This window comes from Paenibacillus sp. GL_099_B (assembly GCF_057835695.1).
In genome coordinates, this window is record NZ_CM174430.1 from 1,055,379 (window position 1) to 1,081,540 (window position 26,162).

Below are 26,162 nucleotides of genomic sequence, written 5' to 3' on the forward strand. Positions count from 1 at the left end.
GGGAGAGAAACCGATACGACAGAGCAACTGTATAATATTGAGCGCCTTCCACAGCAATATAACGCTGACCACTATCCCGAACAATGTCATTCCGGTGGAAGGCATGGCGCGCCTACTCGGCGTAGATCGCTTCATGTCAGACTCCTATATATTAGGAGCAACTCTGTCTTTTTTTATTGGGCCTCCTCTATAGTTATTCGCACACTCTCTGAATGTGCGAATGACATATACATAGGGCATACACACTGTGTGCCTTGGCCTAAGGAGAGTGACCGTTTTGAGGTATCTGAATAAGAGGATAGCTACGTCCAGTAAATTAAGGTCCAGACGTCCAACACCAAAAAGCAGAAAAAAATCCCCGGAAAAACGCAAGAAATGCCATATTATCCGTAAACTTTGCCGGAGAAAACGCCGCTCCCTCCGACCGCAGCGTCCAATAAGACAACTGAAAATCATCTGGGACAAAAAAGGCATTGCTTTGCCGAGGGGGATTGGCGTCAACCCGGCATTTGCAGAGCCCGGGCCCCAGCTTGCTCCGGTGAGAGAACATGAAACGAAGACGGTCGGCCCTCCCGGAATGCAGGGGCTAGTGGGGGAGCAAGGCGCTAAAGGTCCCGCCGGTCCTCACGGCGAGCACGGCCTGCCGGGCCCTCCCGGAGCCCAGGGGCTCGTCAGCCCTCCCGGAGAGCAGGGCTTGCCGGGTCCTCCCGGAGCCCAGGGGCTCGTCGGCCCTCCCGGAGAGCAGGGCTTGCCGGGTCCTCCCGGAGCCCAGGGGCTCGTCGGCCCCGCCGGAGTGCCTGGTCTGCCGGGTCTTCCCGGAGCGCAAGGCCCCGTCGGCCCTCCTGGTGAGCAAGGCCTGCCTGGACCTTCCGGAGCGCAAGGGCCTGTCGGCCCTCCTGGTGAGCAAGGACCGCCGGGTAGCGTACCCGGAATTGAGATTATTCCTACGGTAAACCGTTACTTCTATTTTCCAGACACCGATCTGAATTTATCGGACTCGGTTACGATTCCCGTCGAGGAATTCGTGAATGACGAGGGTGGGAGTGTATCTGAATTTGCAGGAATAGGACTTACCAGTTTCTACAATCTTTATATCAACGGGATCGTCCAGCCGGGCAACTCATATGACGTAAGTAAGGTTATGCTGTTTTTTCCTTCCCAAGGTGGAGTAATCTTTGCAGAAACGCCGATCATCTTGGAGACTATTCAACTAACGGCAAATATAATAAATGGTTAAAATTGGTCAAACCTCCTCGTGACTTTGCCTTCACTACTCTCGAATCTACCACATATACTATGTCAGGTAGGAGGTGAGAAACATGCCACTCGTGACACCCTTTCAGAACAGTTTAAGATTTGCTGCAACAATTGGTGATGGAACGGGAACCGGAGCAACGTTTGCAATTGCCGCGACTACTTTTACAAATGACGCGGGTACAGCCGCAACGGCATTTCCGGGCACGTTCAATTATTACAATCTTTATATTAATGGCATTATGCAAACAGCGGATACATCCACCGTTACAACCACCACGATTACGATTCCCGGAGGAGATGCACTGAATGCAGGAATTCCAGTTGTCGTACAATTCGTAGTGTCTTAAAACTAGCCAGAACCATTCTACCTTTTACCTTGTGCGGCTTCTATCGTAGATAGAAGTCGTTCTTTTTGTATAAGACATCCATCGACTCAAGGTTCCACTTTATAGACGTAGTGTTTAAGCGGTGCTGAAAATACATGAATACGCAAAATAGTTGCCTAAGGAATATGGTCCACCTATCGGATCACCCGTAAAAAATGAATCCTCCGTTTGATTCCAATCGTCCTTCTTACTTGTTAAAATTTAGGTACATATACTACGGTCAGGTTGGCGGTGAAGACGGAATGCAACGAATCGAGATACATCCCGATGTATTAGAGGAAAAAGCCCGGTTGGTCCAGCAAAAGAAACTGGAACTGGAGCGGATGGTACGGGAACTAGAAAAATCAATTTATCTGTTGCAATCGGAATGGTCGGGTGTGACGGGGGAACGTTTCTTTTGGGATTTTATGCACTTGAAAGAAGTTTTCCCTGCCACACTGGGTCTTTTGGATAAAATTCAGAATGAATTTATTTTTATAGCGAAGAATTTTAGAACAGCGGATGGTTCGGGTGAGGTTGCTCTATATATACCTGAAGAACTGAAACGAAATTTCGGTGTTGGACTGCTCGACAAGTCGATTGGAGAGACCGTAACTGGAATTGGACAGACAGCAGAGGCGCTCTTCTATGATCCATTCGGTACAGTGACCAGTGTGGCTTATGCTATGACTTTGGGCAGAGTGGTCGATGTTGGGCGAGGCATTAAGTTTGCTTGGGATGCAGCCTGGGGAAACGGAACAGCCAGGTCTGATGTAGGTCAATTTGTAGAAGAGCAGAAGAAACAGGTGGATGAGAATGGGGCGGGGTATTACAGTGGCTCTGTGATGGGTCAAGTGTTGGCCTACACTTTCGTTGGCAAGGCGCTTCGTGCTGTTGAGAATAAGCATAGCGATCTGGGAGGATCGAGTGGGGGTAAGCCGGAGCCTGTAAAGGGAAATGATATTCCAAGAGATCTAATTAAGCCCAGTGGATCACCTAATCCAGAAGCCTTACCAAGTGGACCGAGAACAAAAATTCCGAATAATGCGGATAAGGCGACTAAACAGTCTTTAGAATTAGAAAATGGTGCTGCTGATCAATTGGCGAGAAGTGGATATAGAATTGAACAGAACCCAAAAGTTCGGGATAGTGATGGAATTGATTCCAACAGAGATCCCGATTTTAGAATTGAAGGGCGTATATTTGACTGCTATGCACCTACTGAAAATAAAGGTATTAGAGGTATTTGGAGTGAGGTTCAAGAAAAGGTTGTGATTAAACAACAAACCAAGAATGTGGTGATTAATTTAACAAAGTGGTCTGGAGATGACGCTGCGTTGCTTAAGCAATTTAAAGAATGGGAAATCCAAGGTTTAGAAGAAGTTATTGCAATTAAAAAGGATGGTAAGATTATATCAGTATTCCCTTAAAGTAGAGGAGACAAGTCTATGGAATATTCACTTAAATTGAATGGGAAAAAAGATGCGTTATGGTTGAAAAGATTAATTGAAAGTAAGAATTTTGAAGTGAATTATATGAACCGACAACACAATTCATTGTCCATTGATGAGTTTGATCTAAGAGGCGGTTTGAAAATAACTGCTTATGATAATAATTTTCCGGCTGATCATCCAGCAGCATCTTATGAAACCATGTTTCAAGCAGAGGATTTTATTTATCAACAAACAATATCTTATGAATTGGAGAATAACCAACAATATGAATTGTGCTATAAAACAATGTACGAGTTTTCTTTTTCTATATTAGAATCACTCAAAGTAGATGGCTTATTCTATCACACATCTGGAGAAGAGATATTTTTCTTTAAAAACGGAAAGTATACGTTCAACGGAACATACCTTGAATTACTCCAAACGCATTACGGAGAACTTCTTGAAAATATCGAGTATTCGGTTTTTACGAAACCTCACAACTGAATTACAGATAATGCATAAAGGCACTTCTACCAGACAACGTAGAGGTCCTTCTTACTTTCAAAATCCTAGGAGAACAAATTGCCATGATACTAAAGAAAAGATTTTTAATTATAGGATGCTTAGGATTGGCGATCTTACTTGTTCTAACCTATAGCTTTTATAAAGAAAAAAGAATGTATGAACAGTATCTAACGATTGATGTCCGCCAAGAAATGGTTGATATGAAGAGTGCGATCATAAATAATGATATTTTATTTAACCGAATACTTAAGAATGAAATACTAACAAACGAGATGGTTGAGGATGGAGAACAAGCCAGCCAACTCTATTACAACTTTACAGATATGACGCAGATTATTAATAAGTATAATTTGATGAATCTAAGTTTCAGTGAAGAAGCCAATTGGCTGGTTAAACCCGCAACATTATTTACAAACGCCTTAGGTCAAGATGACATATTGCCACCTACACTTCACCGCATGCAAATGACGTTCGAGAGGCTGGATATAACCAGTTATCCTGTAACACCTGAACTTAAAGCCAGAATCGAGGAGTACCAGCAGTTAAACCATCGATGGCTGAACGTTGTAGGGGACTTTGGATCCACGGAAATCAACGAGAACGATTGGCCCCAAATCTTGAATGATCTGGAGCAAGAGACCCAGAGTTATTTTCAAGAAAAAAATGTTGAATTTGTCGATGATGACGTTTGGAGAGAGGCTTTGAATCCAAGGTACAAATGATGAAGAAGAGTCAATTGATACTAGATATGAGACGCACATTCAAAGTGGAGTACTCCTGCCGTTTAGAGGCAATAGGAAGAACTCCACTTTTTTTATATGACGGATTGTCAAACCAAGTGCGACAGTTCCTTTATGAAAGATTCGTGAGCGGTTTTCCAGCCCAGACATTTTCGGGGGCGATGGTTGATTAAGTGAAGCGAACGCTCCAATGTTGCATCTGATATTTGCATAAAGTCCGTGCCCTTGGGAAAGAACTCTCGAAGTAAGCCGTTCGCATTCTCATTCGAACCGCGTTGCCAGGAAGAGTAAGGGTCAGCAAAATAAATCTGTACGTCGTGTGTTTGTTCCAGGTTCGCGTAGCAGGCGAACTCCTTGCCACGGTCTGCCGTAGCGGTTCGAAAAGCCTTAGTAGGATACTGAGCAGCGGCTACGCCAAAGGCGATCTCCATCGACAAAGCCGTCCGATCGGGCATTTGAATCGCGGTGTACAGACGTGTTTTCCGTTCAATGAAGGTTGCTACACAACCCTTGCTCTTTCCACGTCCCGAAACCACCGTGTCCAGTTCCCAATGCCCAAATGTTTCCCGAGAGCGAACGTCCTTCGGACGCTGGGAAATGGGTCTGCCTACAGCAAACTTACCGCGTGTTTCCGCAGGTTTCTGACGTTTACCTTTGTGCCGGAGTACATGTAAAGCACCTTTGGTTAGACGACCTGTATAGATCCAGCGGTAGATCGTTTTAAAACATACGGTGGGTCGATTTTCAGTTTTAAAGCGCTCCACGATCTGTTCAGGGGACCATGTGGCGTGCAACTTCTCTTCCAGCTCTTCAGCATGTGCTTTCGTCCATCTACCCTTGGATACGGAAGCTTTGCGGCGCTGCACATAAGCTTGTTGTGAGCTTTCTGCCTGATAAGATTGTAATTGAACATTCCGGCTGATCTCTCGGCAAATGGTCGTATGATGCCGACCAAGTTCCTCGGCGATGGCTCTTGCACTTTTCCCTTGTCGATGTAGGATTTCTAGCTTGCTGCGTTCGATTATGCTAAGATGTGAATAACTCATGGACTGATTCTCCTTGTGTGAATGCTGGTGTGGTAACTTTCATTCTACACGAATCAGGCTATGAGCCATTTTTTATTTCCAGTAGGTGTCGCACTTCATATTACAATCCGTCATATCAAAACAACTAATGAAATTATTCCCATACTGGACGATAATATAGTAGAAGTAATACTTAGTTATACCAATTATTTTAGCTCACCATATACATAGAGAACTATCCACAACCATCCTACACCCACACGAGGTACATTCATGAAACAAGGCATATATGAACAGCTTATCAACACCATCACCAGACAGGAGATTTCGGAGCTGGACCCGGATGTGTATAACATTGGGACCGAGAAGTTGGATGCAGAGGAAGCGCGCAAGCTGCTGTCCACGTATTTGGCGGCGGTGACCCGGCGAGCGCTCAAGATTGTGCGGGAACAGACGAAAGATAAAACGGCAGTATTGGCACAGATCCGAGCGTGTAATGAGATTATTGCTACCCTGAAAGGCACGCTTGGGGAAGAAGAATACAACGAATTGCAACTGGATGAGCAGGGGGAAGTGCTGACCCATGTGTATTCCAAGCTGAACAGCATTCGTGCGGTCCGGGATACCAAAATCGTTCGTCCAGATACGCCGATCTCCCAAAGTTCATTATTCACAGGCGCGAAGTCCGAACCGAGTATGTTACTGGAGCTGCAAAAAGAGATCGTGACCGCCGATCGGATCGACTGGTTGGTGTCATTTATCAAGTTCAGCGGGCTTCGCCTGCTGATGGAACAGCTTCAACAATTCACGGCGAGCGGTGGCAAGCTGCGGATTATCACGACCACCTATATGGAGGCAACCGACCTCAAAGCCATTACCGAACTTAGCAAATTACCTAACACCGAAATCCAGATTTCGTATGATACCAAAGTGACTCGGCTGCACGCCAAAACGTACATTTTTCACCGCGATACTGGATTCACTACAGCCTATGTAGGCTCTTCCAACCTTTCCAACCCGGCGCTGACCAGTGGTATGGAGTGGAACCTCAAGGTAACGGAGAAGGATTCACTCGACGTGCTACGCAAGATTGAAGCGACCTTCGAGAGTTACTGGAATGACCGTGAATTTACGCGATATGTAGCTGAGGATGAAGGGCATGAGGCACAGTTGAAGGCGGCTCTGAATCGTAAAAAAGATCAGTCCAACCACTTTCACCTCGACATTCAGCCTTACGATTATCAAAAAGAAGTACTGGAACAGCTTCACGCCGAGCGTACGCTGTACGGACGAACCCGCAACCTGATCGTCGCCGCCACAGGTGTTGGCAAAACGGTCATCTCAGCCTTCGACTATAAGCGTTTCCGGACAAGCCATGCAGGAGCCAAGCTTCTTTTTGTCGCCCATCGGGAAGAAATCTTGAAGCAAAGCCGGGACACGTTCCGGTATATCCTGAAGGATATGAACTTTGGGGAGCTGCATGTGGGGAATCACCGACCAGAGGCGCTGGACCACTTGTTTGTTAGCATTCAGAGTCTTAACTCCATGAAGCTGACGGAGATCACTAGCCCAGACTATTACGATTACATCATTGTGGATGAATTCCACCATGCCGCTGCACCTTCATACCAGAAGCTATTGTCCCACTACGAACCGAAGATTTTGCTAGGACTTACTGCAACACCGGAACGGATGGATGGCAAAGACATTACCGCCTACTTCGATCATACGATTGCCGCCGAGATCCGTCTAACCGATGCCATTGACCGGAAACTACTGAGTCCTTTCCAGTATTTTGGCGTCACCGATACTGTCGATCTATCCCAGGTAAAGTGGTCGCGCAAAGGCTACGATCTGAACGAACTGGAGAAGCTCTATACCCATAACAAAATCCGTGCCAACCAGATCATCCAAAGTCTGAACAAATACGTAACCGATCTGGACGATGTGAAGGGGCTTGGGTTCTGCGTAGGGGTGGATCATGCGATGTATATGGCCAAAATATTTAACAAAGCCGGCATTCCATCCATGGCCCTGCATGGCGGGTCGAGCGAACAAGAACGTTATTCTGCGAAAGGACAACTGGTAAACGGGGAACTGCGCATGATCTTTGTCGTGGATCTGTACAATGAGGGCGTGGATATTCCTGAGGTGAATACCATCCTGTTCCTGCGTCCTACCGAGAGTCTAACCGTATTCCTGCAACAGTTGGGACGTGGACTACGGATGGCGGAGGGCAAAGAGTGCCTGACTGTGCTCGACTTCATCGGGCAAGCGCATCAGGAGTACAGGTTCCAAGATAAGTTCCGTGCTCTGATCGGCGCCACTAAACATTCCATCTCATACTACGTCGAGAACGGCTTCTCGAACCTGCCACGCGGCACGTTCATTCAATTGGAAAAGCAAGCGAAAGAATACATTATGCGCAACTTAAAGCAAATGAGTCGTAATCGCAGAGCGTTGATCCAGAAGCTTCAAACGTTCCAGCAAGACACCGGACTGCCGCTGACCTTGGCTCATTTTGTAGAGCATCACGGGATGACACTGGTTGAATTGTATGGTGGACGTACAGGGAAAAGGTATTTCCGTGGCATGTTGGCCGAAGCTGGATTAAAAGCACCCATTGAAGATGAATACGAGGAATATATCCGCAGACTACCGTCGGTGCTGACGATTAACTCCCGAAGCTGGCTGACGTTCCTGATCGACTATATCGAAAAAGGCCAAGAACCCACTACCGCGGATGAACAGCGCATGCTCATCATGTTCTATTACACCTTCCATCGGGCTGCGCCTGAGAAACTAGGACTGAGCAGCATCGAAGAGGGGGTGCAGCGTGTACTGTCTTGTGAGGCATTCCGAGCAGAGCTTGTGGATATTTTCAAATATAATCTGGCTCATCTGCGATTTGTGGATAAAAGTAATTCGTTCCCATACACTTGTCCACTGGATATCCACTGTATGTACTCCATCGACCAAGTGCTTGCCGCTTTCGGTTACTGGAATTCTGAGCAATCTCCCGCCTTCCGTGAAGGCGTGAAGTATTTTACCGACGAACAGACCGATATCTTCTTCATTACATTGAACAAATCGGACAAAGACTTCTCACCCTCAACGCTGTACGAGGACTATGCGATTAACGAGCGGCTATTCCACTGGCAGACTCAGAGCCGGGTGTCCGAGCACACCGCTACCGCGCAGCGGTATATTCATCATCTAGAGACGGGTAACCGAATCGTGCTGTTCGTGCGGGAATATAAGGAGGAGCATGGCTATACGTCTCCATTTGTCTTCCTGGGTGAAGCGGACTATGTGAGTCATGAAGGGAACAAACCGATGAGCTTTGTGTGGCGGTTAAGGGAAGAGATGCCCGCGAAGATGGTGGCAGTGGCGAATAAGTGTATTGTATGACAAGTGTAATATCTAAAAGATGAGTTACAGTTTGAATATAATTGATAATCAAAAATAACATTAGTAAGTAGAAAGGAAAGACCGTATGAATATTTTTGGATTTTTATTAGAGAGCAAAGAGTTATTGTTTTATATGTTGATTTGTTTGTTATTTATTAAAGCATTATTGATTCCAGTATATTACAAGATAGAAGTTAGATTGAGACAAACTAACAATGCAAAGTTATATTTCAAAATATTAAAATTTATACGTAATATAATTCTTTCAATAGTTATCGTTATGTTAATAGCTCTTCAACAAAAGTATAAGATCATTAGTGTTGGTAATGAAGAGAGCTATTTAACTTTAGTTATTGGTGTTTTGACGTTATATGGGATTCTGTATGCTTTCTTTCAGTTTACGATAGGTTATGCACTTCAAAATAAATATGATAAATTTTGGGGTAGAAGTATGACAAAAACACTCTTCTTGAAGCGTCTGGGTTTCAATATATTTACATCAACAATTTTTAAAATTCTTATACTTTATGCATCGGTTTATCCATTTTTAGAAAAGAAAGCTATTGAAAGTTTAACTGGTACAAGTAGATATAATGAAGTTATACAGGCTTCATGGGAGATATGTTTATTGTTAATTTTTTCGCTATATTTAAATATTTTCTTGAGAACGCTTGGAAATATGAAGGCATTATTTAATATGCAAGAAAGCCGAAGAATGAACTTATATATGTTAATCAAGGATGAGATTTCAGAAGAGTATAGAGAATCTTTTGAATATTCATTTAGAAAAAACAGCGATTTTTTGCTTAACAGCATTTTTGCAGAGTTGAAGACCGTCCCTAAAGAGGAACAGAGAGATATGTTAATGTATGTAATCAATGAAATTTTCTTTTCAATAGATCCATCTAAACCAAACAAAAAAATCAGTGAATTTTTTTCAATTTGTAAACATGATGAATTTAATTATAAACCGTACTTTATATATAATTTTTTTAAAATGCTATATAAAAAAATTGAGGAAACAAAAATAGATTTGAGTCTTAGTGATTTATTGAACATTTGGAACCTTCAGGCTATTGCTATTAATAATTCTCTCGTAATCGAGAAGGATAAGGGTAAATACGAAAAGATTTATAATGTATTCTCTACATACAGCAATGATAGATCATATCCTGAAAATTATTTTACATTGCCCTTGGAGATAAAGAAAAAAGTTTTGTCTTACAATGATGTTGAAATAGTGCACGATTGGATTACACGAAGAGAATTTTACGATTATGCTCTAGATTTATTTAATAATACAACAAAAATATCAAATGAATTTGAGACGTTTTTTTCAAATAGTTATGAAAAGTATTTGATAGAGTTACTAGGACTATACAATAAATTCATTGATAGCATAAAGAACAATGAGTATTCTCACTTTTGGGGGGCTATCAGTTCTAGTTATAACAGTGAATTTATGGATAAACAAACCAGTGAAATAATCATTGATTATATGATTAATTTGGAGTGTACTGAACAAAATAAAAAATATGTTCTGTTTTTGACGAGAAAATTGAAATTGAAATATAAAGTCACTTTAGTTTTTTATCATATGTTATACACTGGTCCTTCGTGGGAATGGAAAAATGAGGTTGTTTTTTTCAGGCGAATTGTTCAGCCTGAGTGGAATAGGGAGGCAATCTATAGTAAAGCTATTTTGGGCTACGTTTGTCATAGGATCAGAAAGAGCAACATTGGTCGCAAAATAGAGGAAGACCTAATAATATGGATTAGTCAACATATTAATATATCTAGATTTAACGAAAAGATTATAGAAAGATGTTTGATGGAAAGATATCTTTCACCCACAAAGTTTCTTGAATTTATATATATATTCTCAGAAAGAAACTCTCATCCTATTGGTTTTTACGATTTTGATTTTACGCAAGTTAAGAATACGAATCACAGAAGGTGGGAAATAGATCTTTTAAGCGATATAGTTAGTTCACCCCGGTTATTAAAAGTAGACTTTTTTGTAAGCCATTTGATTTATTTTTGTAGAAATATATCCTATACAACTGAAGATTACATTTATGAAGATGATTATAGAGTTTTCTTTTGTAACATTCATTTTAATTTATCAGAGAAGGATTTTTATGCCTTATTCTATAATGAGCGCCCTGGGAAAGGAATTGTAGAATATTTGGTTTTAAAGTTACCAGAGATCACATATGAGTATTTAATGTCTGGGATTCTAACTTCCTATTACGCAAATAGAGTAAGAGATATTATCCAAAAGGAGAATAAATCAATTCAGGAGTATGTTGAAGATTTAGTTAAGAAAACAAATGAATGCTCTACTATAACTATATCTGTTTTAGATAAGGAAAACATTGTAGGGAAAATACGTTATCTAATTGAGAAGTAATTTCTTTATGAACAAAGAGTCTTTTGGATAGAAGTGTTAGAAGTTTTAAGAGTAATAAACGGATGTATTTTCACAGGTATTGTGATAATACATCTCTGTTTATGACAATCAGAGAGTCACAATGGAAGCATGCTGATGAGCTTTGTGTGGCGATTGCGACAAGAGATGCTTGCGAAGATGGTGGCTGTGGCGAATAAGTGTATTGTTTGACAGAGCAACGCGAGGAACCTGCTGTGAAAAGCAGGTTTTATAGTAATTAATGGTGGGAATATATGGATTTATGTTGGATAATGATTCTATAAGCCTAGTTCTCATTCGATATTCTGATCTATTAGAACTACGTGTGAATAGAGATGAACACGGAAGGTGATAAAGACATGGAAAGTGATGAAGTACATACCTCAAGTAATAAAAGTGGAAATTATAAATTTTGGATTGTAATGGGATTTATATTGATTTTGCTTGCCGTGACTAATCCAAGCAAAGAAGATTTCGTTGAGTGGGTCGTAAACTCTTCAATAGAAGAGTCAGATAATGAATGGGTCAGTGCAGGAATCAGTTTGTTTGGGAGTCCAGTTATAAATGGCGTTACTACGCAACAAGATCTAATATTTGTTTCTATTTTTAAAATGGAGCTTGGAACAGAAAAAACTTCTACATTGGGTTTCGGAAAACGCTTCTTTATTAGACTTCCTTAGTTCAGAAGAAATGAAATTACTGCCATAGAGCTAATTGGATAGGAGAATAATACGATGAAGTATTTACTAGTCATAATGTTGATCATTGTAATTACAGGTTGTGATCCTAGTACCGATCTGAATAACAAAGAAAATAATATAACTACTGAGTCAAGTACATATAAGAGTGTTGAAAATGAGAAAAGCAATGTGGAGTGGATCACCTATCATAACAGCAGATTCGGCTTCAGTATTAGTTATCCGGTGATTGGATAGCAGGAGAGGAATCAGATAATGGAGATGGGAAGCAGCTATATGTGGGCAACCCAGATATTGATATTCGAGCATATGGCAGTCACGTTTTCGAAGGTATAGAAGATTCAGTATCAGAATCGATGAAATATCAAAGTTTAAAACTTGATAGCGGAGTAAAGGCAGATATGTGGGTCGGTTATGAGGATGGAATGGTTTTACTGGAGTTATCCTGGATGTCTGATGATGAAATTAAATATACCTACTACGTTAAAGTATCAAGAGATTTTTTTAATAAAAACGAAAAAACTATACTTCGTATTGCTAAGAGTATGAAAGCCATCTAAAAGGTTATTCGATTATATATTTATAAGTTCTAAGGAGAATAAGTGAATGAATGAAATAATATGGCTCGTTATTGGTGTTGTTGCATTATCAGTTGTTGCTGGACTATTACAGCCTTCTAAAAAGAAAAAAAAGAAAGTCCAACCCAAGAAAGAAACAGACTACCAAAAAGGCTGTGAGTAACGGATTTAATCGTGCTTCCTCTACGTGCAGATCTGACGAAGGGATCTTAACATTACCATTAGATAAAATGACGGGAGCCGAATTCGAGCGTTTACTTACACTCTATTTTAGAGACAATGGTTATACTGTAAAAGAAGTAGGCGTTGGGGGTAAAGATGGAGGAGTAGATCTGGTTATAACGGATAAGCGTGGTGAAAAAACAGCGGTTCAGGCAAAATGTTATGCTGACCATAACAAGGTGCAAGTAATGACTGTTCGTGAGTTGGTAGGTGCGAAACGAAATCATGACTGTATTTTGTCTCTAATCGTGACCACATCTGATCTTACGGGTCCAGCAAGAAAAGAAGCCGATCAATTCAAAGTGGATTATTGGCACGGTGGTTTAGTAGACAGCAAGCTTCGCAGTTGGGGAAAATGGACGCCTTCCAGTAAAAAAGTAAAAGTTGAACCGATTAAGAAGGAGCAGGTTTCCTCTAAAGTATTATCTAAAATTAAATGTAGTTGTGGTGCTGCAATGGTTAAACGGAAGAATAAAGCAGGATCGGAATTTTGGGGATGCAGCAATTTCCCAAATTGCCGAAAAACGAAAGTAATCTGAGTCAGATATAAAAAACAAAGACAAAGCAGCTTATAGCCGCCTTGTCTTTGTTTTTTATATGTTCAAGATCCCTTCAATATCTCACGTATCACATTTTTGGTGAGGTGAATACTCTCTGGAGAGGCATCTCTCAACATGTCTACAAGTTCTTTAATTTGTAATTCTGATTCTGTGACGTGAAAGTCCTCTTCCAGATAAGCAAATAATTGAATCAAATTAACATCCAAAGATTCAGCGATCTTTGCCAAGTTCACCAAAGAAACGTTCTTTTCACCACGTTCGATCTGTCCTATGTATGAAAAATGAAATCCACCTTTTTCTCCGAGGGATTCCTGTGAATACCCTCTTTCTTTGCGTAGTGCACGAATTCTGGCTCCGACCAGCTTCAAAACTTCTCTGTCCTCGTTCATGGTATTCACCTCTCTATGTTCAAAAGTGTAGACAAGTTTCCTCAAGGTAAACACCAAACGAAGAATACAAATAATTTATTTGATTACTATATGTATCATTTTATTGTATAATACTGGTATTAACTCTTTGGAGGGATGACAATGGCAAGAAATTGGTCCATAACCGAAGCACATTGTAATCACCAAGTAGATTTTACCCCACGTTTGCAAGACAATGATATCTCCACACAACCTAGGTCCAAACACATTCCTGCTTATCATATGCTACGTTCCACAATAATGGCCTATCACCAACATGCTAAGTATCATCTCAAACTTGCCGCCATCATGTGTAATCACAATCAGTTTAAAGCCTGCCTAATTCTATGTGATTGGGCTCTAGTCTCCATGATTAAGGCGCTTTATATCCATAAGTATCATTCAGTTCATCCACCGAAAGAACTCACCATGAATGAAATATTGCCTTTAGTGCACACGGACACTGAACCCGGATTGGATATCGCTTTGTTCATCGGCACGATGCAACATATGTCATCCCTAGCGGATTACCCATATGACCAGCCACTAGAACTGAACAACATCGAAAAGCTTTTTCAACGAACTGAAGATATATTGGAGGAGTTAGCCACTCGATTGAATGATAATTCATCAGAGTAAGATTGATTAATCTATGTTACGCTTACAAGATGACATCATCCATATAAAGGATATATGATGCAGAAATTACAAAGGATGCTCTTTGCTTTGCATCTGGAAAGTAGGTGTACATTTTGAAAAGAGTAATTGCTATCATGTTTTTCATATTATCTATATTGGAATTGGTTACTCTAATCCTAATTGGTAAAAGCATGATGATTGGGTATATGGAACCGAGTACGTTTAGCGGGATAATTTCATTCCCACTATGCGCTACGTACCTCTCGATCTGGATGTTCTTTTCACGGCAAGAGTTTACCGGAGGACGAGTCGCGGCACAGATCAGTTTTACAGCGGCATTGTTGACGGCGTGCCCGTTGGTGTGTTTGTTAATTATTTTCTATTAAATCAACCCATCCCTCCACATAGCAACTTGTATAATGGCAACAAGGGAGATTCTGGATCGAGGCTGGGAGACTTCAAGAGCAGAAAGGATGTTATACCACATGCCTACATATAACAAATTGGTGCGGGACAAGATTCCGCATATTATCACATCCAGCGGTAAGGAATGCCGCACACGCATTCTGGACCCGGAGGAGTACAAGCAAGAATTAAGAACGAAGTTGCAAGAAGAGTCGGAGGAGTACGTAAGTGCAGCGAGTGATCAGGAATCTTTGGAAGAACTAGCCGACATGCTGGAGGTCATCCGGGCGTTGGCGGAAGTGCATGGGGCGAATGCGGCCCAACTCGATAAGCTGCGGGCAGACAAAGCCGAGGCGCGCGGTGGATTTCAGGAGCGGGTGTATCTGATCGATGTCGATTAAGCTTAACGTTAAACTCAACTCATTACAGATAACTTGGCCGCTGAACTGATCACCCGGATGCATCATGCGTCCGGGATTATTTTGTCACTGTGAAATAACTTCCCTTGCCGGAAATAATAGTGAGTTCATCAATTCTTACATAATAGTTCCAGTGAAATGGGGTGTTATCCGGATAGACGATAATATATTGTGGATCATTAAAGGAGTAACTTTGTTGCAAAGAATAACTTATTATTGCATTAGAAATTCCTAAGCTTACAACAAATGAAGCCGCTAGTACTATTAAAACTATTGCAATGGGTTTAACCTTTTTATAAATTAATGTGATTGTAGTGGCAATGGCTAACAACGCAGAAATGATGAGTTCATTATTTGATCCCAAGATCGCGAAATTCTGTTCTTGATTCGTAAAAGGATAGAACAAATTAATTCCATTACCAAGAAGGTCTATAAGAAGATGCCCGATGAATAATGTGGCCATCGTACTTATCCATGCCCAGAAGAACCGAACGTTTAAGGTTTTATAGATGATCCAGCCATATGCAGCTCCAATTAAGGGGACCATAGCAAGAGAATGTAACAATATATCACCAAAGTACTTAGTGATGTCAGGAGTGATAGCAATAATAGAACCCAAAACAATAGTAATTATATAGTCTTTAGTAAGAGATAACCGCTTATTTAGAAAAAGTAATAGAATCGTTCCGCCCGTAATCAAGTGTATAGCCATATGAAGAAACATTTGCATCGAGTTACCTCCTGAGCCTAGTTCATGCATATATTTCTTTTAGTGATGTTTTCTCACTTCACACAAAATCACTTTTCCTCACCCTCCACAAAAACCATAATCGCTTGATACAAAAATCTCAAAAATTCCTCATCGCCAAACTGATCAAAATAACCCGCGTATCGACGATCGGTGGTATAGGCTTCTGCAATACACCTCAGAATCTCAGCATCACAGACCATAAACTGTTCCAGACAACTTTTCCATTCACGCACTAACGCTTGAACCTCATCAGAAGCAGGAGATAGATCCTGATGTTGCGCCAACTCCCGAAATACCTGCTCCATGTTGACCGAAAACAGCTGGTATACTTTTTCTTGCTCTTCCTTGGACAGTCGGTTCACATTAGCTTCGAATTCCTGATATTTCTCGGTATCTCCGTAGACGAACTTTGCCTCGGATTCATATTGTTCTTGAATGGACAGAATGGAAGAGTCATCAAACAGATTAAGATGAGAGATATCCGTTCCATCCACATACTCATCCAATTGGTCGATGATGGTTTCGAGCTTTTGTTTTCGTTGAACGAGTGTACTGCGATGCTCTCTTAGGATATCTTTTTGTTCTTCTTTGGAAAGTTGCATCATGGCTGCAATGTCTTTTAATGAGAAATTCATTTCTTTGAACAAGAGAATCATCTGCAGATTCCCCAGTGCCTCTTGATCGTAATACCGATAGCCATTGTCCTCGACTTTGCTCGGTTTTAAGAGATCCGTTTTATCGTAATAATGTAATGCGCGTTTGGTAATGCCGGTAATCTGAATGATATCTTTAACGGTGAAATAGGGTGTCTTCATTCCAAAAGTCCTTTGTTTCAGCAAGAATGACACTTGCCGGAGTGATGGTTGCTTCGGTAATCGGTGTACCTGTTTTGTTCAGATAATATTGGATTAAATGATAACCGCAGGCATAGCCAGCCGCATAGGGCATACCTACGGGCGTGAAATTTTGCATTATGGCAAGTTCATCGCCGTACAAGTACGGATTAATCTGGTCAAAACCGGTGACATGCAGCTGGTCTTTCATCTTGGGTTTGATTAAGGTATTCAATGTCTCCATGTCCGTTTTGCCTACCCAGGGGCCTCTCAACTTTTCTCCATACAGAGATGTCGCAAAGCTCTCGGCCAGCCCCTCGCTAACAACCATCTCGCCAAGCGTAATCTGAGGATTCCACTGGATATATTGATACCTCACGTTATGATTGCATTCATGGGCCAACACCGATTGCATACGAGGTAGAGTATAGCTATTGGGGATCAGGTTCGCAATAATATAACCCGGAATTCCACCATCTCCGCTGATGCCTTCGTTCATGGTGAGTGATGGACTGTTCTTATCGCCTAATAAAATCGTATATAGATACTCGGAGACCGATAGCTCAATCCCGTGATCTGTAAAGGTGGATAGACTTGTACGAACAGCTTCATGACACTGTTGCCAAAATGCTTCAGACGAGATCGCTGCTAACGATGCTTTAATCTCAGGTGTGATATCTGCGGGAGCGATATTCATAAAGTTATTCATCATAATCACGTCGAAGCCGTGAGGCTCTTGAGAGCGAAACGGGATTTGTTGAATGTTCCATTTGTTCATGAAAGGACTCATCATGTGCTCGCGGTATAACTCCAATTTGTCATCAGGTGCAGCCTTGATGATCTCTTTATAGATTTTATCTGAGCGTAACGCGGTAATCTTCATCATTAATCTCTCCTTTAGGTGAACTTGAGCCCATTATCAAGTATGACCCTACGTAACAGTCAAGGAGAGAATTTGTGATACGTTCAAGTGCATTAATCGATCCGATTTTAAGGTAAGATGTAAAAAAACTTTGGCTGCACTACAGATATCTATGGAGAAAACAACCAAAGTTTTTAAACGTTTATAATCGCCTCACACACATTATCCACGTTTTTTTAATCCCCACAACACATATATGAACAACGCAGCCAACAGAAACACGGGTACGAAGATAGGTTGTGCCAGGTTGCCAACGGACATTGACGTGACCTGTGAACCAACCAAACTGAACGCACCAACCCCAACAAACAAAGCGACATTCCATAAGGCAAAAGGGAGTAATTTTCTTACATTACTTCGATACCAGGTAATCATCATGATCATCACCAGTGTGAAAAGAACGAGGAACAGCGATTCAGTGATAGACGTCCATCTTCCCAGCTGACTCATTGACTCGATCGCTTGGTCGCTTATGGAACCACCGGAAGTCCACTGTTGTGATTGAGCTATCCGATCCGATTCCAAGGAAACATAAATGCCATAAAATAAAAACATTAATATGAGATACATAAGCATGGCTACGTTAATACGACGTTTATCTGGTTCATTGTTTAAAATAACGTTCATAGATTCACCTCTTAACCTGAATAATGGGTTATCACATGAAAACAACATTGAAACCGATCCGACACCAAAAATGGATATCTTTGTAGTATAATTCATTTGGTTCTGGATCGAAACCATGCGCGAAAGAGGAGTGCTATGAAAAAGAAATTTCTTTTGTTACTACTGTTTGTTGTACTCGTTACTTCAGCGGTAATTATATTATGGTTTGATAGGTTGGAATCTTCCGCATATCAGACGGAAATGGGAAACGACTCCAACTCCCCAGGCATGCATAATCAAGCATCTTCATTACCCAATATCATTGAAATCATGAATGAAGAAGCAGCCCTACAATTATCTCTTAACGATGTCCCAGAGTATAAGCACTACCTGTTGAACGAATGGGACTTCCAAACTGAAATAGATCGTACACAATTGGAGGTATTGAAGGTGCCTTCTTCGGAAACATATTCGATGCTAAAGTATGGATGTGGAACCAAAGCTTGCTCTACCCTTTTCGTGAAAACTGATGATAGAGGGACCCATAGCTTGCCGATGCCTGAGGGTATTTTACAAGATTATAAACTTTCCTCTGATTATCAGCAGGTGTTGATTCGGTATGCTTATGATGAAGGTGGTCTGGTCAAGAGACAAATCCTTGTTGCCGTGGATCTCAAAAAATTAGAAATCATCCCATATGCATCAACTGATTTGGAAGAAGCATTCATATTGAAACCGACCTGGCCCATCATCTCTTATGATTGGCTAGACAATAACCATTTCACGATTGAAACAGCGGCATTAAAAACAAGTGAATATAACGTACTTAAAGACTGGTTTGATTCTAATGATCGTGAAACGAGGAAGGTAACAATTCAGTTGAATTCATTGGATTAATTTTAGCTAATTAGATGAGAGGGGACATGGATTTGATAAAAGAAATAGCTTCATTGATGTTGTTGAGCGCAGTTTTTCTTGGGGGATGCCAAACCGAATCGTTAGGCGCTGTACAGCAGGAACGGGTTGTGTCTCCCACTAAACAGGTATCAACGAAGCCAGAACAAGAAACAAATTCAAAATTGAAATTAATTGGATCTTCTGAGGATGAACAAGTAAAACTTTATGCAATTAAAGAAACGGAAGATGCAATTGAAAGAGTAACTCTAGATATAAATGGGCGCACAAAAGATTTTGATTGGAGCATTTCTCATCATTCGGGAACGGAGCCGCAGTTATTTTATACCGATCTTACCGGTGATGGTAAGGAAGAGGCTATAGTAATCATTCAGATTGGCCGAGGGACAGGCTTGAATATCTATGAAATTCATGTCGTTAACTCCGATAACTTATCGGAAATTAAAGTACAGCGTTATGAGGATATTGTTGCTGAGCATATTGAATCGCGTGTATCTAAAAATGTTGATGGTACATTAGCGATTACAGTGAATTCACAAGGGCAAGTAGGTAACTTCAATTATGATTTTGATCCAGCACCAGACTACCATCAAGATGAGCTTGCTTTCGGCGGTGTAGTTATTTATACATTGGATAATCACAAAATAAAATTAAGTCTTCCTGGGTCTATTGGTATATCTCCTACATATGTGTGTGACTTCAATATCACGTATACCTTCGATAAAGCCGACAATGAATTTATTGTTGATCAGATTGAAGTTAAAACTGATGAAATAAGATGAGAATGTCTTTAAAAAACGCTTACAAACTTTCAATTCTACCCTACCTTTTCCGAAACGAAGCTGAGATAATGGGAGAGTAAACGGGCATGAATCGTTCCCGTATTGATCATCATCTACGGCAGAAAAATAAATGCTATATATCCATAGGAGGATTATCAATGAACACTCAACCATTGGAACTGATTCAATCTACTTCAGGCCAAGCGTTGCTTGCCCAAATGTATGGTCAGCAACAACTAGAAGAACAGACAGCACGTTACACGAGGCTCAATGAATCATTCGAACAGTATTTTGGCGTACAAGAGGGCAGCAAGTTATTCAGCGCGGCTGGACGTAGCGAAATTGGGGGCAACCATACGGATCATAACCATGGCAAGGTGTTAGCGGGCAGTATTACGCTGGATACAATTGCTGTGGCTAGGCCAACGACGGATTCGGTCATTACCTTTTATTCGGAAGGCTATGAACAGAAATATGTAATCGATCTCACGGATTTGGCACCGAAGACAGAAGACGATGGCACTACGGCGTTAATTCGTGGTATGGCTGCGGGATTTGGTAAGTTTGGATACAAGGTGGGCGGCTTCCAGGCATACATCTCCAGTAACGTTTTCTCGGCCTCAGGGCTGAGCTCTTCGGCATCGTTCGAGATGCTGATCTGTACGATCTTGAATCATTTCTATAACAATGGGTCGATGGATGTGGTGGTGATGTCCAAGATTGGTCAGTATGCGGAGAATCACTATTGGAATAAACCGTCCGGTCTGCTGGATCAGATGGCTTGTGCCTATGGTGGGCTGATTGCGATTGATTTTGAGAACCCGGCAGAGCCTGTCATTGAGCCTGTGCAATGGGATTTCCAACAAAACGGTTACTCATTGGTTATTGTAAACACAGGTGGGAATCACGCGGATCTGACGGAGGATTACGCTGCTGTACCTTATGAGATGAGAGCGGTTGCTAAAGCCCTGGGCAGCGAATATGTCCGCGAAATTACAGCCGAGGCGATCTACGCCAATCTCAAGCAGGTACGTGAAGCAGCAGGGGATCGTGCGGTGCTGCGTGCGCTGCATTTCCTGGAGGAAAACAATCGGGTGGATGGTCAGGTGCAGGCGCTGCGTGAAGGGCGTTTTGCTGACTTCCTGAATCTGATTACGGCGTCCGGGAATTCTTCCTGGAAGTGGCTCCAGAATGTATACCAGAGCGGTTCGGTGAAGGAACAGGAGATCGGTATTGCACTAGCACTGACAGAGAATTATCTGCAAAACCTGGGCGATGGCGCTTGCCGTATACACGGCGGTGGATTCGCAGGGGTCATTCTGACGATTCTTCCTAACGACAAAGTCGAGGAATATATGTCCTGGATGCACGGCATGCTTGATACGCCGATTATTGTAGTGAACGTGCGCGAGCAAGGCGCTGTATGTTTGAATGCGTTGATTGATCACGCGGGGTAATTTTGGAACATACGGATGGAATAAAGCGGTTATCGTCTTGGACTACGGTCAGGATGGATAACCGCTTTTTGTTATTCCAAGCAGAAGGATCAATGCATGAACTGATTCATTTCTTGTAAAACTTCCTCAATCAGGGGCAGCCTGTCCGCAGTGTACACTTCAATATCGATGGCGGTAAGCAAGGGCAACAGGGCTTGTGCCAATTCTGGTCGCGAGAGGACCAGACGGGATGGCCTGTATTCTCTCTGCAAAAGAAGGTCAACGAATTCTTCTGCACATTGCTGCGAACTGCGTGTCTGTTCTGCTATGGCAGAATGGATAATCATGCCGGTGGCTGGCTCGCTGATGATGAGAATTTGAGGGTAATAGGGACGCTTCTTATCTGCAATGGGCGTAGGCAGATAGAACAATCCGAATTCCCAGAATGATTCCGGCGGGCAAGGAAGCTTGCGCAGACGCGCTTGTTGAAATTCGTCAACGAAATTAGGCGTTGATTGCTCTTCTGCAACGATAGGCTGAGGTTCAACCCACTGGCTGCTCCATATCAATGCTTGTCCGTCAGACGAAGGCTCTGGCACACGTGTGAGAAACAGTCGCTGATCTGACGGGAAGAGCTGATCCGGGTCTGTCTGTACGGCTGAAGCGACTTCAATGGCTTGCTCAACACAAGTGGCAAAGAAACGGAGGTCTTTGGCTTCCAGAACAGGGCCTGGTACATATCCGGGTTCATATAGATGGAAGGTAGGCCAAGCGTTGCGTCCACGGTAGGAGAACCCTAGCGCCTTTAACTGTTTGTATTCATCGGTTGAGAGTTCGTCCCGGTTGTCAAAGGACAACAGCAGGCAGTGCTGGGTAAAAACAGGGTCGTCAGTTATGTCTCCTTGCATCAGTTCAAACAAGGTATTCAGCCCCTCTGTCCCTAAGTAGATAGCCATTCCATACATTTCGCCTCCGTTGCCCATGACGCTGCAATAGCCAATCTGTCCGGATTCCGGGTCCTGGACACCAAAAATATGGGCGCTACTTAGCCATTCCCAGCAAGTTTGTTGTTTGAAACGATTGGCTGCTTCGTACAATGGACGTGCTTCTTCGATAAGTAATTTCATTATATTCATGACTCCTTTCATGCAGATGGGGGGTTGACTAGAGTGAGTGTACCATATTTATATACGATTCTATAATAACTCAACACGACATGATGACGGCATCGAGTTTAAATCCGATTCAATCAGCATCAGATTTATACAGGTTTGCTTATAGCTGATACAATAGAGGTAATCTAGTAAACGGGGATTGAGCACATAATGAGTAAATCAGAGGCAGTATTCAATTACATAACAAATTATTTATTGAAGAACGGCGAGGAGTTAAGAAGCATAACTCCCCCACGGACGGGGCCCGAGGGGGATTCGTCACTTCATGAACTTCACATTATTCGGAAAACGGCCCGGACATTCCGTCATACAGGTACACTTATTCTGGCTCTGGATTTTCCAGAAGAAGATGCAGAGGGCGGGAGCCAAACTTGCTACTCGGAAAATGTATATGCTCCGTCCATTCTACAAGGATGGACACCAGGCAAGAGAGCGGAAATGGATGAAGCAGAAGCATTTGATCTGATGCAACAGGGATGGATTATCAAGGAAATTCGATTGAAGCGAGATGGAAAGACGGTGGAACGTGTCCATTATCGGATGGGGTATCGTCTATTCAGGGATAGGGAAAGGCGGGCGTTGCTTGAACAACAGCTTCAATCGGCTGAACTGGAGAAATATCAATTACGTGCAAGAAGTCTGATGGACATATTCAAAGAGAATCCAACCGGAAGGGGACGTGATCTCTGTAAGCTTGTACTCCTGCTTAATGAGAGTATGGGATGGGACGTTGCCAAAATGCTGGGGAGCGAACATTTCCCTTCTCGTTGGGATGCTGGAAAGAGACTAAAAGGGCTGCATTTCATGCTTGCGGTTACAGAGATTTCGGTATCTACTGACGTCTTTGACTGGAAAGAGATCGGTTCCCGCTATTATGGCGCCATTGGAGGTTCTAAGGCATTTGATATGCATCGGGAGGAATTCATATCATGGCTTGAACATAGCTCAGGCACATCAGCAGAGTTGCTGGGCATGATCAGTCCGGGTAAGATAACGCCTTTGTATTTTGCAGGTCACCTGGAAGGACAGTGGTCTTCATACAAGGCCGGCCCTGTTCACGCGTTGACGGATCTGTCCATTGCCCAGGAATATTACAGAACAAAGGCTGAGACACTCTGGCTGGTGGAGAATCGGGCGTTGCTTACCCGAATGGCCGCTGATTTCGGTTTTGTGGAAAAAACGAAGTCTCTTGTTGTATGTATAGATGGGCATATTCGTAGCTCACACAGGACATTCATTCAACGGTTGCTTGAAGAAGAAGGCAGTCCGATTAAACAAGCTATTCTGTGGAGTGACTATGATACGGATGGACTTCTGATTGCAGGAGAGATGGCCGCTGCCGTTGCTGGGCACGGGCTTGTGTTGAAATTTATATCTCACGATCATCAGGTGTATGAAGATCAGAATGCATATACAACATACATGCAAACACTGCTGGCAACCGTCAATTTGGAGCAGGAGCAGGTACTTGGCAATCGGGAGGAGTGGACCAAGTGGATCAATCTTTAATCTCTATATTTCAGCATAGGGATTCAGCACCCGAACTTCTTCAGACCATGCGGGATATTTCCTCCTTATCCGGTGTTCTTAGTGACCTGGGGTCCCAGAATTTTTTTCAAACACCCATCGAAATATTACGATTTTTACGGATCATCCAGTTGGTCAATGAGGCTGCACTGGGACTGGATGAACCGATCGAGAACGCAAGCACGCTCTACTACCGTTATCGAAATAAATATAATGATGCTGAGCCACCTGAGATCAAGAAAGTAGAACAGATTGTAGGTGTGCTCGTTAAGCATAACTGGATTTCGAAGCAGACTCGGCAGATCAAGATGAGAGATGTGGGTAAGCGAATGATGGATGCTCTGATCCGCTTGGCTAATGATTCTTTGGCCTACTACATGCATGATGATATTGGTAGATCTCTTTTTCAAGCGAGACGAGATGCCGAGCATAGTGAGGCGTATGACGATCACGGTATATCTGGAGGCAATAAAATCGCAAGCATGATCCGTAATGTGGAACATGCACTTCAATTACTGAGGGAAAGAGAATTGGAATTACTCGCTGATCGCAATGCGCTACCACAACTTGAAATCATACATCAGCTTATGCAGGAACTTGAGCAGAAACTGAATGAGCGGCTTCATCAGTTTCAGACGCTGGAAGACAGTCTTGTATTAAGTCATCTGATGCAGCAGGGAACAGCCGTATTAGCAGAAGGAACCCACTTGAGTATAGGCATGATTAATAAGTACTTGAAATTCACAACCATGCAACAAACCATGTTGTCGTCTACGATTCATCCCGAGAAAGTTCGTGAATTTATTGTCGATATGTATGATCCTCCATTGGATTCTGACACGCCTAATGTTTACCAGCTACTTAGTTTTATGGAACAGAACCAGTATGCTGATGAAGCGATGGATGGTTTATGGATCCCTGTTAAATTTGCCTCGCCTTTATCCGGTGCAGCTGTGGGTGAGTCAGTACAGTACCTGGAAACATACGAACCTTTTACTGAAGTTATAGATATGTCCGATCCGGCTGAATTGCTGTTTGTAGAAGAAGAAGTATCACTTGAGCAACTAAATGAATTGATGGGAGATACCGAGTGGTTATTGACCAAATCCATGATTCAGACAGAAGCAATTGAGCAATATATGGCTGCTGTGGAAGAAGCACCTTTAGAACAGGTCATTATCGAAGCTACATCAGCTGAATGGGGCGACGCAATAAATGCGCTGACTGCCATTTCCGCCCTGATTGGTAACAAAACACTGGATATGGAACAGAGCAATTCCGTCGCATCAGGTCCACCGTATGCTAAGTTATGGGACTGGATCGAGCCTGATGATCGAAATCAAAGGATAACCAACCGTAAGTTACGAAAGGAGGATCAGAATGACAGATGAGCAAACGAATATATCTTCTGAAGAGGTAAACCAAGAGCAGGGAATCCAGGCCACAGGCAACGTTAACGCTCTTCATGTGATGCAGGCACTCAAAGGTATGCTTACAGAACAGGAAGAGCTGGTGTTTATGAACCTGTTGTTTTCTTCGTCTGCCACGATTAGGGCAGGGAACTTTGGCTTGTCTCGCCGAGAGGTTGAGAAACAACTGTATATTGCAGGTCAGGAGGATGCCTTTTATTCGTTTATACAGCGAGTGAATCAGGGCGTAAGCCGTTATTTTCAATTGATCTATGATGAGGATCGGGATCAGCTTGTCGTCATGATGAGAGTTCCAGCGAGAGCAGCCCGAAGTACACTTTCGAAGGAAAGTCTTGCGATATTATTGTTCATGTTTTATCAACAAGAAGTATTGCAGCATGAGTATACACTGTTTGACCAACTCTTGGATGCATTTGGACATGAAACGACCAAGGCTAACCAGCGATTGCTCATGAATCTGGATCCTTTACGTAAAATTGGTGCTATTGAGGAATATGATACCCGTTCACCCGAAAAGGCTTATCAATTAACGGCGATAGGTGTACATATGTTTTCCGATTCATTTTTGCGCCGTACAGTCGAATTCAGTCAATCGACCCAGTTGAATAAAGAAGAAGTCATGAAATTCTTCAAAAGATATAATCTTCAACAGCAAGGAGCGGAATAACAA

Annotated in this window: 26 protein-coding genes; 19 read left to right on the forward strand and 7 right to left on the reverse strand. The window is 42.4% G+C overall.

The genetic code is table 11. The annotated features are described in order from the left end of the window. Positions 1-277 precede the first annotated feature (277 nt). The 5 genes from AC3ITG_RS04865 to AC3ITG_RS04885 all read left to right on the forward strand — a co-directional run bounded on the left by AC3ITG_RS04865 (position 278) and on the right by AC3ITG_RS04885 (position 4,302). Positions 278-1,237 carry a DUF4183 domain-containing protein gene (locus AC3ITG_RS04865; protein WP_489252983.1) on the forward strand — a complete coding sequence of 320 codons (960 nt, stop codon included), beginning with the start codon at positions 278-280 and terminating at the stop codon, positions 1,235-1,237. Positions 1,238-1,319: 82 nt separating this feature from the next. Further along, a complete protein-coding gene (locus tag AC3ITG_RS04870) occupies positions 1,320-1,604 on the forward strand; it encodes a DUF4183 domain-containing protein (RefSeq protein WP_053784094.1) in 285 nt (94 codons plus the stop codon). 281 nt (positions 1,605-1,885) lie between these two features. After that, positions 1,886-3,052: a CdiA C-terminal domain-containing protein gene (locus AC3ITG_RS04875; RefSeq protein ID WP_489252984.1), complete on the forward strand. Its 1,167-nt coding sequence runs from the start codon at positions 1,886-1,888 to the stop codon at positions 3,050-3,052. Between the two features lie 18 nt (positions 3,053-3,070). After that, positions 3,071-3,559, forward strand: coding sequence for a hypothetical protein (locus tag AC3ITG_RS04880; protein ID WP_489252985.1), 489 nt, complete (start codon positions 3,071-3,073; stop codon positions 3,557-3,559). 83 nt (positions 3,560-3,642) lie between these two features. Beyond that, entirely contained in the window at positions 3,643-4,302 is a 660-nt protein-coding gene (locus tag AC3ITG_RS04885) for a hypothetical protein (RefSeq protein WP_489252986.1), read from the forward strand. A 107-nt stretch (positions 4,303-4,409) separates the two neighbouring features. Here AC3ITG_RS04885 and AC3ITG_RS04890 read toward each other — a convergent pair whose 3' ends face one another. Further along, positions 4,410-5,366 (reverse strand): IS30 family transposase, encoded by a 957-nt coding sequence (locus AC3ITG_RS04890; RefSeq protein ID WP_489251518.1) that lies wholly within the window; start codon positions 5,364-5,366, stop codon positions 4,410-4,412. A 252-nt stretch (positions 5,367-5,618) separates the two neighbouring features. Between AC3ITG_RS04890 and AC3ITG_RS04895 the strand changes: the two genes are divergently transcribed. The 6 genes from AC3ITG_RS04895 to AC3ITG_RS04920 all read left to right on the forward strand — a co-directional run bounded on the left by AC3ITG_RS04895 (position 5,619) and on the right by AC3ITG_RS04920 (position 13,224). After that, positions 5,619-8,756 (forward strand): DEAD/DEAH box helicase, encoded by a 3,138-nt coding sequence (locus AC3ITG_RS04895; RefSeq protein WP_489252987.1) that lies wholly within the window; start codon positions 5,619-5,621, stop codon positions 8,754-8,756. Between the two features lie 85 nt (positions 8,757-8,841). Continuing rightward, positions 8,842-11,169, forward strand: coding sequence for a hypothetical protein (locus AC3ITG_RS04900; RefSeq protein WP_489252988.1), 2,328 nt, complete (start codon positions 8,842-8,844; stop codon positions 11,167-11,169). A 377-nt stretch (positions 11,170-11,546) separates the two neighbouring features. Next, complete coding sequence (locus tag AC3ITG_RS04905) at positions 11,547-11,867, forward strand: hypothetical protein (RefSeq protein WP_489252989.1); 321 nt, start codon at positions 11,547-11,549, stop codon at positions 11,865-11,867. A gap of 296 nt (positions 11,868-12,163) precedes the next feature. Beyond that, positions 12,164-12,445: a hypothetical protein gene (locus tag AC3ITG_RS04910; protein WP_489252990.1), complete on the forward strand. Its 282-nt coding sequence runs from the start codon at positions 12,164-12,166 to the stop codon at positions 12,443-12,445. A 46-nt stretch (positions 12,446-12,491) separates the two neighbouring features. Beyond that, positions 12,492-12,626, forward strand: a complete 135-nt coding sequence (locus AC3ITG_RS04915) for a hypothetical protein (RefSeq protein ID WP_489252991.1) — start codon at positions 12,492-12,494, stop codon at positions 12,624-12,626. Next, positions 12,619-13,224 carry a restriction endonuclease gene (locus AC3ITG_RS04920; protein WP_489252992.1) on the forward strand — a complete coding sequence of 202 codons (606 nt, stop codon included), beginning with the start codon at positions 12,619-12,621 and terminating at the stop codon, positions 13,222-13,224. The genes AC3ITG_RS04915 and AC3ITG_RS04920 overlap by 8 nt, the downstream gene beginning before the upstream one ends. A 62-nt stretch (positions 13,225-13,286) precedes the next feature. Here AC3ITG_RS04920 and AC3ITG_RS04925 read toward each other — a convergent pair whose 3' ends face one another. After that, positions 13,287-13,634 (reverse strand): helix-turn-helix domain-containing protein, encoded by a 348-nt coding sequence (locus AC3ITG_RS04925; protein ID WP_489252993.1) that lies wholly within the window; start codon positions 13,632-13,634, stop codon positions 13,287-13,289. A 141-nt stretch (positions 13,635-13,775) separates the two neighbouring features. On the opposite strand from AC3ITG_RS04925, the gene AC3ITG_RS04930 reads away from it, so the two are divergent. Both AC3ITG_RS04930 and AC3ITG_RS04935 read left to right on the forward strand, forming a co-directional pair. Continuing rightward, positions 13,776-14,291 (forward strand): HEPN domain-containing protein, encoded by a 516-nt coding sequence (locus AC3ITG_RS04930; RefSeq protein ID WP_489252994.1) that lies wholly within the window; start codon positions 13,776-13,778, stop codon positions 14,289-14,291. A gap of 485 nt (positions 14,292-14,776) precedes the next feature. Next, positions 14,777-15,097, forward strand: a complete 321-nt coding sequence (locus AC3ITG_RS04935; RefSeq protein WP_489252995.1) for a nucleoside triphosphate pyrophosphohydrolase — start codon at positions 14,777-14,779, stop codon at positions 15,095-15,097. A gap of 76 nt (positions 15,098-15,173) precedes the next feature. Here the strand turns inward: AC3ITG_RS04935 and AC3ITG_RS04940 are convergent, their stop codons facing one another. The 4 genes from AC3ITG_RS04940 to AC3ITG_RS04955 all read right to left on the reverse strand — a co-directional run bounded on the left by AC3ITG_RS04940 (position 15,174) and on the right by AC3ITG_RS04955 (position 18,248). Further along, positions 15,174-15,845 (reverse strand): metal-dependent hydrolase, encoded by a 672-nt coding sequence (locus tag AC3ITG_RS04940; protein WP_489252996.1) that lies wholly within the window; start codon positions 15,843-15,845, stop codon positions 15,174-15,176. Positions 15,846-15,913: 68 nt separating this feature from the next. Next, on the reverse strand, positions 15,914-16,681 hold the full coding sequence (locus AC3ITG_RS04945) for a MerR family transcriptional regulator (RefSeq protein WP_489252997.1): 768 nt from the start codon (positions 16,679-16,681) through the stop codon (positions 15,914-15,916). Further along, positions 16,656-17,582, reverse strand: a complete 927-nt coding sequence (locus AC3ITG_RS04950; protein ID WP_489254412.1) for a DUF2268 domain-containing putative Zn-dependent protease — start codon at positions 17,580-17,582, stop codon at positions 16,656-16,658. Before AC3ITG_RS04950 ends, AC3ITG_RS04945 begins: the two co-directional genes overlap by 26 nt. Positions 17,583-17,783: 201 nt before the next feature. Continuing rightward, complete coding sequence (locus AC3ITG_RS04955) at positions 17,784-18,248, reverse strand: hypothetical protein (protein ID WP_489252998.1); 465 nt, start codon at positions 18,246-18,248, stop codon at positions 17,784-17,786. 135 nt (positions 18,249-18,383) lie between these two features. On the opposite strand from AC3ITG_RS04955, the gene AC3ITG_RS04960 reads away from it, so the two are divergent. The 3 genes from AC3ITG_RS04960 to AC3ITG_RS04970 all read left to right on the forward strand — a co-directional run bounded on the left by AC3ITG_RS04960 (position 18,384) and on the right by AC3ITG_RS04970 (position 21,381). Next, positions 18,384-19,124: a hypothetical protein gene (locus AC3ITG_RS04960; protein WP_489252999.1), complete on the forward strand. Its 741-nt coding sequence runs from the start codon at positions 18,384-18,386 to the stop codon at positions 19,122-19,124. Between the two features lie 26 nt (positions 19,125-19,150). Beyond that, positions 19,151-19,924 carry a hypothetical protein gene (locus AC3ITG_RS04965; protein ID WP_489253000.1) on the forward strand — a complete coding sequence of 258 codons (774 nt, stop codon included), beginning with the start codon at positions 19,151-19,153 and terminating at the stop codon, positions 19,922-19,924. Between the two features lie 158 nt (positions 19,925-20,082). Continuing rightward, a complete protein-coding gene (locus tag AC3ITG_RS04970; protein WP_489253001.1) occupies positions 20,083-21,381 on the forward strand; it encodes a galactokinase in 1,299 nt (432 codons plus the stop codon). Positions 21,382-21,470: 89 nt separating this feature from the next. Here AC3ITG_RS04970 and AC3ITG_RS04975 read toward each other — a convergent pair whose 3' ends face one another. After that, complete coding sequence (locus AC3ITG_RS04975) at positions 21,471-22,487, reverse strand: DUF7309 domain-containing protein (protein ID WP_489253002.1); 1,017 nt, start codon at positions 22,485-22,487, stop codon at positions 21,471-21,473. A 198-nt stretch (positions 22,488-22,685) separates the two neighbouring features. Here AC3ITG_RS04975 and AC3ITG_RS04980 point away from each other — a divergent pair, with 198 nt between their 5' ends. Genes AC3ITG_RS04980 through AC3ITG_RS04990 form a run of 3 tightly spaced genes read left to right on the forward strand, consistent with a single transcriptional unit; the run spans position 22,686 to position 26,159 of the window. Then, positions 22,686-24,044 carry a DUF2399 domain-containing protein gene (locus tag AC3ITG_RS04980; RefSeq protein ID WP_489253003.1) on the forward strand — a complete coding sequence of 453 codons (1,359 nt, stop codon included), beginning with the start codon at positions 22,686-22,688 and terminating at the stop codon, positions 24,042-24,044. Then, positions 24,020-25,453: a hypothetical protein gene (locus AC3ITG_RS04985; protein WP_489253004.1), complete on the forward strand. Its 1,434-nt coding sequence runs from the start codon at positions 24,020-24,022 to the stop codon at positions 25,451-25,453. Before AC3ITG_RS04980 ends, AC3ITG_RS04985 begins: the two co-directional genes overlap by 25 nt. Continuing rightward, positions 25,443-26,159, forward strand: coding sequence for a hypothetical protein (locus AC3ITG_RS04990; protein ID WP_489253005.1), 717 nt, complete (start codon positions 25,443-25,445; stop codon positions 26,157-26,159). Before AC3ITG_RS04985 ends, AC3ITG_RS04990 begins: the two co-directional genes overlap by 11 nt. Positions 26,160-26,162 lie beyond the last annotated feature (3 nt).